Below are 12,575 nucleotides of genomic sequence, written 5' to 3' on the forward strand. Positions count from 1 at the left end.
CCATGTCTATTTTCCCATCACGCAGACAGTTTCTCAAATCCCTGGGGCTTGCGGCCGGAGCGGCTGCCGCCGGAAATGCCCTCCCCGGGCAGGCTGTGGAAATCCCTGCCGGAGACCATCTCTGGAAATCAGCCTTCCCTGTGGCTCCGAGGCCTTCCGGTTCCACATACATGGGTGGATTCAAGGCTCCCCGGCTGAATCGCATCAGGCTGGCTTTCATCGGCGTGGGCGGGCGCGGGTTCTCCCATTTGACGCAAATGTGCGTGATGGATGGAGTGGAAATCGTGGGCATATGCGATTTGAAGGAAGAGTTGACGAGACGCGGCGTGGACCGCGTGCTTTCCAGAATGGGGAAAAGCCCTCTGGGTTATTCCGGCGGCGACACGGAATACCTGACCATGCTGAAGGAGCTGCAACCGGATGCCGTCATTATCAGTACGGATTGGAGTTCGCATGCCAGAATCGCCTGCGACAGCATGAAGCACGGCGCTCACGCCTTTGTGGAAGTTCCTCTGGCCGTCTCTCTGGAGGAACTCTGGAATCTGGTGGATACCAGCGAGGCCACCAGGAAACATTGCATGATGATGGAAAACGTCAACTATGGGCGGGATGAACTCATGTTCCTGAACATGGTCCGGCAGGGCGTCATCGGCGACCTGCTCCACGGGGAGGCCGCGTATATCCATTGCCTGGTGACGCAGCTGGGGGACACGCGCGGGGAAGGGGCCTGGCGGCCGGAATATCATACCAGAATCAATGGCAACCTGTACCCCACCCACGGGTTGGGGCCGGTGGCTCAATATATGAATTTGGAGCGTAGAGAGGATCGTTTCTGCCGTGTGGCGGCGTTCGCTTCTCCTGCTCTCGGGCGCAATGCCTACGCTAAAAAACATCTTCCCGCCGACCACCGCTGGAACAATACCCCATTCATCTGCGGTGACATGAATACGGCTGTTGTCAAGACGCAGCTGGGGCGGACCATTCTTGTCCAGCTGGATGAGACGTCTCCCCGGCCTTACTCCCGCGCCAACCTGATCCAGGGAACGGAGGGCACGCTGGCCGGCTTCCCAACCCGCGTGGCGGGTGAAAAGCTGGGCAACGGCAATTATCATGAATGGATTGAAGGCAGGGAAAAACTGGCCGCTATTTATGAAAAATACGATCATCCCCTCTGGAAACGCATCGGGGAGCTGGCCACGAAAATGGGCGGTCACGGCGGTATGGACTTTGTGATGCTTTCCCGCATCGTGGAATGCCTCCGGAATGGAAAGCCGATGGATCAGAACGTTTACGAAGGAGCCGCCTGGTCTTCCCTGCTGCCGTTGACAGCCCGTTCTATCGCCCAGGGCGGCCTCCCCGTGGAATTTCCGGATTTCACCCGCGGAGACTGGAAAACCACCGCGCCTCTGTCCGTGGTTTCATGAATGGCGCCGGGGATGAAGGGGCGCTGTCCTCTTCCGGAGAGTTCAGGAAAGAATCCGTTCTTACGCAGGGTGCTCAGCAAGGACTGCCGGAAAACAGATTGTTTAATTCTTCCGCGCTCATCTTCAGGAGCCATTGTTCGGGGCCTCCGGAGAACAGGTCGTCCGCCATGCGGCTCTTGTTCTTCAGCATGGCGTCAATGCGGTCCTCAATGGTGCCCCGGCAGATCAGGCGGTGCACAAGTACGTTCCGGTGCTGCCCGATGCGGTAGGCCCGGTCCGTGGCCTGGTTTTCCACAGCGGGGTTCCACCAGCGGTCCACGTGAATGACGTGGGAGGCCTGGGTCAGCGTCAGGCCGGTGCCGGCGGCTTTCAGGGACAGGATGCAGAAGGGAGGCCCGGATTCCTTTTGAAAGGCGGTGACGATGTTCTGGCGTTCCGGAATGGGCGTTCCCCCGTGCAGGGTAAGCCCGGAACGGCCGAAGACTCCGGACAGGAGATCGTGCAGGTGAGGAATGATGGAGCGGAACTGGGTAAAGAGAATGGTTTTTTCCTGCCGGGCGGCAATGGAAGCGCACAGTTCCTGAAGACGCCGGAACTTTCCGGAACGTTCCGGCGCGTAGTCGTCCGTGCCCTGGAACTGGGCGGGGTGGTTGCATATCTGCTTGAGGCGTGCCAGAATGGGTAAAATCAGCATCAAGCGGGCAGCCGGGTCCGGTTCGTCCAGTACGGCATGCAGCATGTCTATCTGTGTTTGGTAAAGGGCGGCCTGTTCCGGCGTGAGGGAACAATAGGCCGGTATTTCCGTTTTGTCCGGCAGGTCGGGAACCAGCGCCTGGTCCGTTTTCATTCTGCGCAGGATGAAGGGGCGTACCAGGCGCCGCAGCGGAGCATAGCCGTGTTCCAGGGAACGGGTGAAGGATTCAAAGCTTTTTCTGCTGCCCAGCAGCCCCGGATTCAGAAATTCCATCAGGCTCCAGAGTTCATTCAGGTTGTTTTCCACCGGTGTGCCGGACAGGGCTATGCGTCGCTCCCCATGCAGGGAACGGATGGCGCGGGAACGGGCGGAGCCTGCGTTTTTAATAGCCTGGGCTTCATCCAGAATGATGGCCGGAAAATGCAGGTCGGCCAGCGCGGACGTGCGCGCGGCCATGCCATACGTGGTGATGACGGCGTGGCAGTCTTTCCGGCGCGGGGTATTTTCCGGCTGCCACGGGTCCGGGGAGGAAGGGTGCATGATGCACAGCATAAGTTCCGGAGCGAAGCGTTGCGCTTCTTCCTTCCAGTTGGACAGGAGGGAGGCCGGAACCACAATCAGAGCCGGCAGGTTCTCCAGCCGGCCTTTTCTCCGCAGGACATCCAACCACGCGATAGCCTGAAGGGTTTTCCCCAGTCCCATATCATCCGCCAGGCATGCGCCGAAACCCCGTTCCGTAATCCGGTAAAGGAAAGAAAACCCTTCTTTCTGGTAAGGGCGCATCAGTGCGTCCAGCCGGGGAGGAAGCTCCGGTACGGGGGCAGGGGTTTCCCCCGTCAGGATGTCCAGAGCCTGCCGGAGGTTTTGTCCCGGTTCCATAACGCAGTCTTCATCCGGTTCCGGAATCTGTACAAGCTGGCTGGAAGGGCCATTAACCAGCATTCTCAGGCCCTGGACCAAAGGGATGCCGAGGGAGCTCATCATACATGCCGCTTTAGTCCACCGGTCCATTAAATCCCGGACTTTCCGGGCGTCTACGCGAACCCATTCCCCCTTGAAGCGGATCAGGCCGTCTCCGTTGCTGAGCAGTTCCCCCAGTTCCTCCGGGGTCAGGTCTTTGCCTCCCAGAATGGCGGATACGGAGAAATTCAGCAAACTGCGGACGGAAAGCCCGGAGGAATGGGCCGTCTTTTCGCTTCCGGATGCATCCGCCGTGACTTTTACCTGCAGTTTGGGAGGGTTCTTTTTCCATAGATTCACCATGCGCACAATGATGCCTGCGCGTTCGTAGGTCGGCGTATCCTGCAGAAAGTCCCGTGCTTCCGGAGCGCTCCAGGCCATCGGCGTATAAATTTTCCCGTTATTCAACAGCCGCCTCAGCAGGGAACTTTCCCGTGCCGCTTCTTTCAAGGGCTGGAGCACAGCCAGCAGGGCGGTGTGATTCCCTTCATGGAGTTTCAGGGCGGTGGAGAGGGGAAGGTGGCGCACCTGGTTGTCCGCAGCGCTTTGATGCGCAAAGGTGGCCATGAAAGCAAAGGGGCGGGCTCCTGTGGCGTCATCCCGATTTTCCGCAAGGTGGAAAAATACCTTGCCTATCTGATTCCAGGGAGCGCCCAGGCCGTTCAGCCATTCGGCGGGGGTGATTCCTCGGGCGCGGATTTCCTTTGCTATTACCTTTCGCAAGTCTTCAAGCCATCCGGCAATGATAGCTGGCGTAGCATATTCCGCGCCCGGTATGGGTGGGAATTGTTCCGCCAGAGAGGCTTTTTCCGCGGCGGAGGCCAAAAGATGGTCCAGAACAGCATCTACCTCATCCGGCCTTTCTGCGGCAGCGTGCGCCATGCGGGTAAGCGCCTGGCGCGCCATGTTCTTGATAAAGAACGCGCCCGGATCCGGGGCGGTTTCCCAGTTGGATACGGCCAGTGCATACAGTCCGTTTCCGGTTCCTTCTTCAAACAGGCGGTCGAGGGGCGGCGTGTCCGTCACCGGAGCGCCGGAGGGAAGGATGCGGAAACCATTGATATTCCGTTTCTCTTCCGGTACTGCATCATAGGGATCCGGCTGCATGGCTGGCGGGAATGTAGCGTGAGCTTGCGGCCGTAGTTCAAAGGGCGAACGTTTTATCTCTGATGATAGGCAGCTTGGACGGCGGCGGATTGAGCAGCTTTTTGGTTTGTTTCAGGTAATCAATCAGGGCTTTACGGACATCTATCCCCGTCGGTTTGCCGTTTCCCCGCTGGGGAAAGATGAAATTGCTGCACAAGTAGTCTCCCATGGCGACAGTGTAAATGACCCCGTTTTTCAGCGTGCTGGTAATGCTGGGCGTAACACCGTCCATGATCTGGTAGGAAAATCCGGAGCAGTAAACTTCCAGAATGCCTCCTTCGTCATCGGTCGGAGATATGAATTTGGACAGGATCAGTTGTTCAACGTCCGCCTTGCTCATGGAGCAGGTGACGATCTTTTCCCGGAAGGGTTCCAGTTCGTAAACGTTCCTGATGGTAATGGGTCCCTTGGCAAGATGGTTTTTGGTTCGTACGCCGTTACGGTTATAAATGGCGATGTCCGAACGGGAAGCCTGTTGAATGGCTTTGCAGAAAAGGGTGCCTATGGTAACGTGCGTGATATCTTCTTCGGCGACGCCTACCTGATGGTTGAAAGACGGATTGACGGTAAATTCCCGGACGATTTTCTCTGCTTCCGGATCGTTGGGAATGTCTGCGTCCAAAGAAACGGCCCTGGTTGATTTGGAAAGGACGGAAACGGGTTTTTCTGTGGAGAAGATGATTTCCGTAACTCCTACGTGGCTCAAACTATGTCCTGTGTGGCTGAGCAGCGTGCCTGTTCTGAGATGACCGCTGGGAAGCATGACATGGGTATGGCCTCCGAGAATGACGTCGATATTCGGCGAATATTTCATTATTTTCAGATCCTTACCGTATCCCAGATGGCTGAGGATGACGTTAATGGTGTTGTGGTGAAGCCGGAACCTGTCCGTGATGCCCTTGTAATCTTCTTCATCCGGCAGCGTCCATGAGATGCCGGCCATCTTCCTCACATCCGTGGTTTGAAGGTCCGCCAGACCTATGAACCCTACGGAAACGGACGTGCCTTCAATCGGGATGCTGACATACGGAGAGAAACAGGTTTCCAGAGTAGGGGAAAGATTGGCGTTGGTAATGACAAATTTGGTGGAAGGCATTCCCTCAATATGGTCGCGCAGGGCCTCCTGTCCGTAGTCCAGGTCATGGTTTCCGATGGTCACTACGTCATACCCCAGTTTATTCATCAGGATGGTAAGGGGCTTGCCCCGTTTTTCGCAGTCGTCCACATAGGGATTACCCACGAAATAATCTCCTGAATCCACCAGCAGCACGTGCGGATACTTGGCGCGGTATTGTTTTACCAGCGTGGCCAGTTTTGGGAAATTGTCCAGATTGCCGTGAATATCACTGGTAGAAATGATAATCAGCGTTTTATTGGGATCCGGTTCAAACTCCTGGGCCAGAGAGAACGGGCACAGGCATGCCAGGGCGGCAAGAACAATGCGGGGCGGAATCATGCAGGGGAAGGTAATGAAATGGAATTAACGGGCGAAAACCTCATACGGGCCGTCGCCCACGGAGATGACTTCCAGACGAACCCTGGACACGCCGCGTTTATGCAGGCCGATGCGGCTTGCAGCAGAGGTGGTGAGGTCTATCAGGCGATTGCTGTGAAAGGGCCCGCGGTTGTTGATCCTGACGACGATTGACTTGCCGGTTTCCAGGCAGGTGACTTTTACCTTGCACGGCATGGGCAGGGTTTTATGGGCCGCCGTCATGGAACGCCGGGGATTGATGTACTCTCCGGAAGATGTTTTCAGGCGGCGCGCTTTGCCGCCGTACCAGGAGGCATAGCCGGTTTCATGATATTGCAGGGCATCCGCCACGCTCATGGGAATATATCTTTTTCCCCGCACCTGATAGGGCGCATTTTTAACATGCGCCTCTGCCGCCTGAACGGACGGCTCTGTTTTCTGAGGGCGCTTCTCCATGGTGGAGCAGCCCGGCATCAGAAAAAGCAGCGGAACGAAGAGGAGCCATTTCACGCTTTCTACATTTAACACATATTTATAATCCTGTATAACAAAAAAGGAACAGGAATTGAAATTTAAGGAATAGAATAAGGGCGGAACAATCTTTTCCCGGCCGCGGTTTACCAGTTGAGCGGCCCGGAAAAATGCAGTATGATCTCCCGCATGAATTCTTCCAAGGTAATCGGCCTGGTCGCGCTGGCGGAAAAACCGGGACTGGGGGAAGCGTTGCGCATTATGCGCCGGGAACTTTCCCGCCACGGGCTGGGCTCCTGCGTCATTGAAACGCCGGATGCCCTGGAACGGGCTATCGGGCGGTGCGGCATGCTGGTGACCTTCGGAGGGGACGGCACCATGCTGACCGTCTCTTCCCTGGCGGCCATGCACCGCGTTCCCCTGGCGGGAGTGAACCTGGGTCGGCTGGGATTCATGACCACCTGTTCCGTGCAGGAACTGCCGCTTCTGGCGTATGCTCTTCAGGAAGGTTCCTACCTGACGGATGAACGTTCCATGCTTGAAGTAGTACGGGCAGGGGAAGACGGCGTTGCGGCTCCTCCCCGCAAGCTGGCCTTGAATGAAGTTTCCCTGATCCGCGCCCAGTCCGGCAAGATGGTGGACCTGGATGCGGAGATAGACGGGGAATTGCTGAACCGCTACCATGCGGACGGCGTTCTGGTTTCCACTCCCACCGGCTCCACGGCATACTCCCTTTCCGCCGGGGGGCCTCTGGTCTGGCCCATGTCCCGTGTCGTATGCGTTACCCCCATCTGTCCGCACAGCCTGACCAATCGTTCCGTGGTGCTTCCTGACACCATGACCATACGCCTGCGGCCCCGCGAGCGCCGTGGCCGCTTTGACTCCATGGTCTATTCCCTGGACGGCCGTTCCGCCTATCCCATTGAAGTGGGAGAAAGCCTGGTAATCCGGAAGGCGCCGGAAACGCTTTCCCTGGTTCATCTCCGGAAGCAGAATTTCGGCGCCCTGCTGAGGGCCAAGCTGCGCTGGCAGGGGGCGGAGATTCCTTCCGATGATGAATAGACCGTCGCGGAAGCCCGGCTCCCGGCGGGCTGTTCCCTCCCTGCGGAATTCCCGCATCCGGGAACAGTCCTTCGTTCATCGTTCCGCATTGGCGCAGGGGCGGTAAAACGATTTTTTTTAGGATGCGGGCTTGACGAAAAGGCCTATCCTATCATACTCTTCCTGCCCTGCCACCAAGGGGGTGGCAGATCTTAATCGCATAAACGCGTAAGAAATAGTCATATATGAAGACCCACGTGAAAAAAGGTGATGAAGTGGAAATCATCGCCGGACGTAACCACAAGGGCAAGCGCGGCACCGTTCTCGCCGTGAATGCTTCCAAAGGTACTGTCATCGTAGAAGGCGCCCGCACCCTGAAAAAGGCTGTGCGCCCGACCGAACAGAACCCGGAAGGCGGCATTCAGGAAATCAACGGCCCGATTCACATCTCCAACGTGAAAAAAGTAGGCTAGGCCATCCGGTCTGACCCTGCGCTTAAGCCATATCAATCATTAATAAAGAGCTGACCCGCTAAAACAATGAGTACACCAACACTGCAAACATACTACCGTGAAAAGGTCGTTCCCGGCCTTCAAGCGAAGCATGCATACAAGAACGTGCATCAGATTCCCCGCCTGGAGAAGATTGTTGTCACCTCCTGCATGGGCAAGCACCCGGACCGCAAGCAGGCCGTGGAAGATGCCGTTAATGAAATCGCCAAAATCACCGGACAAAAACCCTCCGTCACCTATGCCCGCAAGAGCGTGGCCAACTTCAAGGTGCGTGAAGGCGAACCTCTGGGAGCCCGCGTAACGCTGCGCGGCGCCCGCATGTGGGAATTCCTGGACCGCTTCATCAATATTACGGCTCCGAACATTCGCGACTTCCGCGGTCTTCCCTACAAGTCCTTTGACGGCAACGGGAACTATGCCGTCGGCATCTCCGACCAGTCCATCTTCCCCGAAATCGAACTTGACCAGATCAAGCGTCAGATCGGCTTCGATATCATTTTCGTGACTTCCGCTCCTACGGACGATGAAGGCCGCGACCTGCTTCGCGCCCTGGGCGTCCCCATGCGCGAACCGAAGAAGGCCGAAGAAACCCAAACCGCCAACGCCTAACTATTTCTTACCATGGCCGTATTAAGTGATCCCATTTCCGACTTCCTCACCCGCCTGAAAAACGCCAGCCTGGCCGGCAACGAGGAATTTACCGCTCCCTGCTCCAACATCAAGGTGGAAATCGCCCGGATTCTGCAGGAAGAAGGCTACATCTGGAACTATGAAGTGACCGGAGAAGGCTCCAAGAAGCAAATCAAGGTGAAGATCAAGTTTACCCCGCAGGGCAAGCCGGTCGTTACCGATGTGAAGCGCAGCTCCAAGCCGGGCCGCCGCCAGTACGTTTCTTCCGAGGACATTCCCCGCGTTCTCAGCGGGCTTGGCATTGCCATCGTCTCCACCTCCCGCGGTGTGATGACCGGTGCGCAGGCGCGCAAGCAGAGCATCGGCGGCGAACTTCTCGCCCTTGTATGGTAACCATTAACATTTCCTAAACATATGTCCCGAGTTGGTAAAAAATCCATCACATTGCCGGACAAGGTAACGGTAAAGGTTAACGGCTCTTCCGTTCAGGTGGAAGGCCCCAAAGGAAAGCTTTCCTGGACGCTTCCGGAAGGCATCACCGCTACCGTTGAAGGCAATCAGCTCTCCGTTGACCGCGCCGGCGAAAGCCGTCAGCTTCGCGCCCTGCACGGTACGAACCGTTCCCTGTTGAACAACATGGTCATCGGCGTGTCCGAAGGCTTCGTCAAGAACCTTGAAATCGTCGGCGTCGGTTTCCGCGCCGCCGTCAAGGGCAACATCCTGGATCTGAACCTGGGCAAATCCCATCCGATCAACCAGGTAATCCCGGAAGGCCTCAAGGTAACCGTGACCGAAAACACGAAAGTGACGGTCGAAGGCATCGACAAGCAGGTCGTGGGCCAGTTTGCCGCTGAAGTCCGTGCGTACTATCCCCCGGAACCCTACAAGGGCAAGGGTGTGCGTTTCGTCGGTGAAGTTATCCGCCGCAAGGAAGGCAAGAGCGTCGGTAAGTAATTCAGGTAATAACTATTACAACATATTTATACACGATGAGTACTATCAATCGCAAAGCCATCCGCGCCAAGGTCCGCCGCCGCATCCGCAGAAAGGTTTCCGGAACGGCTTCCCGTCCCCGCCTGGCTGTCTATTTCTCCAACCGCCACGTCTATGCCCAGATCATCGACGATACGGTGGGCAAGACTATCTGCTCCGCTTCCACGGCCGATGCTTCCATCGCCGATCCTTCCAAACTCGCCAACTGTGCTACCGCTACCAAGGTGGGCAATCTGATCGGCGAACGCGCGAAGGCTGCCAATGTCACTGAAGTCGTTTTCGACCGCGGTGGATTCAAGTTCTGCGGTAAGGTGAAGGCCCTGGCCGATGCCGCCCGCGAAACCGGTTTGAAATTCTAATTGAAAGATTCCCTAAATGAATAACGAAACGGAAAACACTGCTCCTGCTACGGAAGCCGCCGCTCCCGCTCAAGCGCAGCAACCCGCAACGGGCGGCCGCGGACCCCGCGGACCCCGCCGTGACGGCCAGAATGGCCGCGGACCCCGCGGACCCCGTCGTGACGGACGCCGTGGCCCTCAGGCTGAAGCTCCCGTGGAAGAAGGCCCCCAGCTCGCTGAAAAGGTTGTGTTCATCAACCGTTGCGCCAAGGTCGTCAAGGGCGGCCGCCGCTTCTCCTTCTCCGCCCTCGTCGTGAGCGGAGACATGGAAGGCCGCGTAGGCTTCGGCTTCGGCAAGGCCAATGAAGTGGCAGACGCCATCCGCAAGGCTACGGAAGCCGCCAAGCGCCAGCTTCGCCCAGTCTCCATCGCCAACGGCACGATTCCGCATGAAGTCTACTCCGAATTCGGCGGCGGCAAGGTGCTTCTGAAGCCCGCCTCCCCCGGTACCGGCCTGATTGCCGGCAACACCATCCGTGCCGTGCTGGAAGCAGCGGGCGTACGTGACATTGTTGCCAAATCCCTCGGTTCCTCCAACCACGCCAACGTGGTGAAGGCAACCCTGCAGGCTCTCGCTTCCCTGCGCACGAGCGACCAGGTTCTTGCCGACCGCGGCAAGAAGAAGGAAAAGGCCATCTAATCTGATCAGGAGGCGGCAGCCCGGCGCCGCCGCCTCCACGAAATCCAACCATTGTAAATAACATGTTACAGCTTCATACGATTAAGCCCAATCCCGGAGCCAAGCACCGCAAGAAGCGCCTCGGCAACGGGGAAAGCTCCGGTCTCGGCAAGACCTGCGGCAAAGGCAACAAAGGCCAGAAGGCCCGTTCCGGCGGCACGATCCGGCCGGGATTTGAAGGCGGCCAGATGCCCCTTCACCGCCGTCTGCCCAAGAAGGGGTTCAACAATACCCGCTTCCAGGATAAAATCCTCATCGTCAACCTCTCCCAGCTTGAACGCGTGTTTGAAGCCGGCGCTACGGTTGATGAAAACACCCTGCGTGCAGCCAAGCTCGTTCAAGGTCCCTGCGACGCCGTGAAGCTTCTCGGCAACGGCACCCTGACCAAGAACCTGAACGTAGTCGTGGACTTCGTGAGCGCCAGCGCCCGCGAGAAGGTGACCCAGGCCGGTGGCACCGTCACCGTGCTTAGCGAAGCCTAATCACATTTGGCGAACCGGGTCATGCAGCTTGACCCGGTTCGCATCATTGTGTTTACTGTTGCGGTTCCCATGGATGCCCCGGGTGCAAACCGCCGCGACATGCAAGCCAAGCTGCGCGCCAACTTTTATATTACAGGACCATGATATCCGCATTTGCAAACTCCATGAAAGTACCGGAGCTCAGGCGCCGGATTTTGTTCACACTGGCGATGATTGTCGTCGTCCGCCTGGGGGTACAGATTCCCCTGCCGGGCATTGATGTCATGGAGCTGCAGAAAGTGATTGAAGCCTCCACGAACGCCAGCGGCCCCGGAGCGGGTCTGGCTACCGTGCTGACCATTTTCTCCGGCGGCGGCCTCCAGCAGTGCGGCATTTTTGCTCTGGGCATCATGCCCTACATTTCCGCTTCCATTATGACCCAGCTCCTTTCCGCGGTGGTTCCCCAGTGGGCCAAGATGGTGCGGGAAGAAGGCGGCCGTCAGAAAATGACCAAGTGGACGCGCGCCATCGCCATCGTCATTGCCCTTGTGCAGGGCTGGTTCCTGGTCGGCACGCTGGAACATCCGGAACGCCTGCAGGCCGTGGGTCTCAACATTCCTGCGGATTGCCAGCTTGTCATTGACCCCGGCATCCAGTTCGCCCTCATGACGGTGCTCATTATGGTGGCGGGCACCATGTTCCTGATGTGGATAGGCGACCAGATTACGGAACGCGGCGTCGGCAACGGCGTTTCCCTCATCATTTCCGTCAACATTATTCATGCCCTTCCGGGGGCAGTCACCCTGGCCTGGAAAACCCTGGTGTACAAGGACGGCGCGGTTGTTCCCATGGGAGCCATGCTGCTCGTGGCCCTGATTGCCTTCCTGATTGTCGTGGTGGCGCTCGTCGTGACGGTGACGCAGGCCCAGCGGCGCATTCCCGTGCAGTACGCCAAACGGGTCATGGGCAATAAAATGTTCAACGGCGCCACGCAGTACCTGCCTCTCAAGCTTAACTACTCCGGCGTGATGCCCGTCATTTTCGCTACGGCCATCCTTTCCCTTCCGCAGGTCCTCTTCTCCCAGATCGCCCACTACAACACTACGCTGCAGTGGATCGCGACCAAGATGAATGACTGGCTGAATCCCGCTTCTTCCGGCTATTACATTATTTCCGGACTCATGATCTTCTTCTTCTCCTACTTCTGGGTGGCGACCATGTTCCAGCCCTCCCAGATCGCGGAAGACCTGAAGCGCAACGGCGGCTATATTCCCGGCATCCGTCCCGGCCCCCCCACTGCCCTTTTCCTGGACCAGACCATGCAAAGGCTGACCTTTGCCGGTTCCGCATTCCTGACCCTCATTTACTTCCTGCCTTCCCTGCTGAATATCGGGGGCAATATCCCCTACCTGGTCACCCAGTTTTTTGGAGGCACCAGCCTTCTCATTCTGGTGGGCGTACTGCTTGACATGATGCGCCAGGTGGAAACGACTCTTCTTTCCCGCAATTACGACGGCTTCCTGAAGAAAGGCAAGCTCAAGGGCAAATACGGGCACATCCAGGGTACCGGCGCCGCCGCGGGCAGCCGCACCGTTACCGTCATGTGGATTGTGATCGCCCTGCTTGTGCTGGCCGGAGCCATCGCCTACAACGCCATGCAGTAAGCCCTCCCCCCCTTTTTTTACTGAAAGT

Annotated in this window: 13 protein-coding genes; 10 read left to right on the forward strand and 3 right to left on the reverse strand. The window is 57.6% G+C overall.

Annotation, left to right across the window (positions count from 1 at the left end; translation table 11 throughout):
- Positions 1–2 precede the first annotated feature (2 nt).
- Positions 3–1,424: a Gfo/Idh/MocA family protein gene (locus tag O4G22_RS04785; protein WP_297405329.1), complete on the forward strand. Its 1,422-nt coding sequence runs from the start codon at positions 3–5 to the stop codon at positions 1,422–1,424.
- 73 nt (positions 1,425–1,497) lie between these two features.
- Here O4G22_RS04785 and O4G22_RS04790 read toward each other — a convergent pair whose 3' ends face one another.
- Genes O4G22_RS04790 through O4G22_RS04800 form a run of 3 tightly spaced genes read right to left on the reverse strand, consistent with a single transcriptional unit; the run spans position 1,498 to position 6,226 of the window.
- Positions 1,498–4,185, reverse strand: coding sequence for a DEAD/DEAH box helicase (locus tag O4G22_RS04790; RefSeq protein ID WP_306702296.1), 2,688 nt, complete (start codon positions 4,183–4,185; stop codon positions 1,498–1,500).
- Positions 4,186–4,222: 37 nt separating this feature from the next.
- Complete coding sequence (locus O4G22_RS04795; protein WP_306702297.1) at positions 4,223–5,680, reverse strand: bifunctional metallophosphatase/5'-nucleotidase; 1,458 nt, start codon at positions 5,678–5,680, stop codon at positions 4,223–4,225.
- A 24-nt stretch (positions 5,681–5,704) separates the two neighbouring features.
- Positions 5,705–6,226 (reverse strand): septal ring lytic transglycosylase RlpA family protein, encoded by a 522-nt coding sequence (locus tag O4G22_RS04800; RefSeq protein WP_306702298.1) that lies wholly within the window; start codon positions 6,224–6,226, stop codon positions 5,705–5,707.
- A 120-nt stretch (positions 6,227–6,346) separates the two neighbouring features.
- Between O4G22_RS04800 and O4G22_RS04805 the strand changes: the two genes are divergently transcribed.
- The 9 genes from O4G22_RS04805 (at position 6,347) to secY (ending at position 12,547) form a co-directional block, all read left to right on the forward strand.
- A complete protein-coding gene (locus tag O4G22_RS04805; RefSeq protein ID WP_094137217.1) occupies positions 6,347–7,231 on the forward strand; it encodes an NAD(+)/NADH kinase in 885 nt (294 codons plus the stop codon).
- A gap of 224 nt (positions 7,232–7,455) precedes the next feature.
- On the forward strand, positions 7,456–7,683 hold the full coding sequence (gene rplX / locus O4G22_RS04810) for a 50S ribosomal protein L24 (RefSeq protein WP_012419972.1): 228 nt from the start codon (positions 7,456–7,458) through the stop codon (positions 7,681–7,683).
- A 66-nt stretch (positions 7,684–7,749) separates the two neighbouring features.
- The gene (gene rplE, locus O4G22_RS04815) at positions 7,750–8,331 is read left to right on the forward strand and encodes a 50S ribosomal protein L5 (protein WP_012419973.1); all 582 of its coding nucleotides are present in this window, start codon (positions 7,750–7,752) and stop codon (positions 8,329–8,331) included.
- A gap of 12 nt (positions 8,332–8,343) precedes the next feature.
- Positions 8,344–8,745, forward strand: a complete 402-nt coding sequence (gene rpsH, locus O4G22_RS04820) for a 30S ribosomal protein S8 (protein ID WP_012419974.1) — start codon at positions 8,344–8,346, stop codon at positions 8,743–8,745.
- Positions 8,746–8,766: 21 nt separating this feature from the next.
- On the forward strand, positions 8,767–9,306 hold the full coding sequence (gene rplF, locus O4G22_RS04825; protein WP_012419975.1) for a 50S ribosomal protein L6: 540 nt from the start codon (positions 8,767–8,769) through the stop codon (positions 9,304–9,306).
- 35 nt (positions 9,307–9,341) lie between these two features.
- A complete protein-coding gene (rplR, locus tag O4G22_RS04830; protein WP_046434433.1) occupies positions 9,342–9,704 on the forward strand; it encodes a 50S ribosomal protein L18 in 363 nt (120 codons plus the stop codon).
- A 16-nt stretch (positions 9,705–9,720) separates the two neighbouring features.
- Positions 9,721–10,383 carry a 30S ribosomal protein S5 gene (rpsE, locus tag O4G22_RS04835; protein WP_031930630.1) on the forward strand — a complete coding sequence of 221 codons (663 nt, stop codon included), beginning with the start codon at positions 9,721–9,723 and terminating at the stop codon, positions 10,381–10,383.
- A gap of 62 nt (positions 10,384–10,445) precedes the next feature.
- Positions 10,446–10,904, forward strand: a complete 459-nt coding sequence (rplO, locus tag O4G22_RS04840; RefSeq protein WP_012419978.1) for a 50S ribosomal protein L15 — start codon at positions 10,446–10,448, stop codon at positions 10,902–10,904.
- A gap of 140 nt (positions 10,905–11,044) precedes the next feature.
- On the forward strand, positions 11,045–12,547 hold the full coding sequence (secY, locus tag O4G22_RS04845; protein WP_046434435.1) for a preprotein translocase subunit SecY: 1,503 nt from the start codon (positions 11,045–11,047) through the stop codon (positions 12,545–12,547).
- Positions 12,548–12,575 lie beyond the last annotated feature (28 nt).

The organism is Akkermansia muciniphila (assembly GCF_030848305.1).
Taxonomy (GTDB): Bacteria; Verrucomicrobiota; Verrucomicrobiia; order Verrucomicrobiales; family Akkermansiaceae; genus Akkermansia; species Akkermansia muciniphila_A.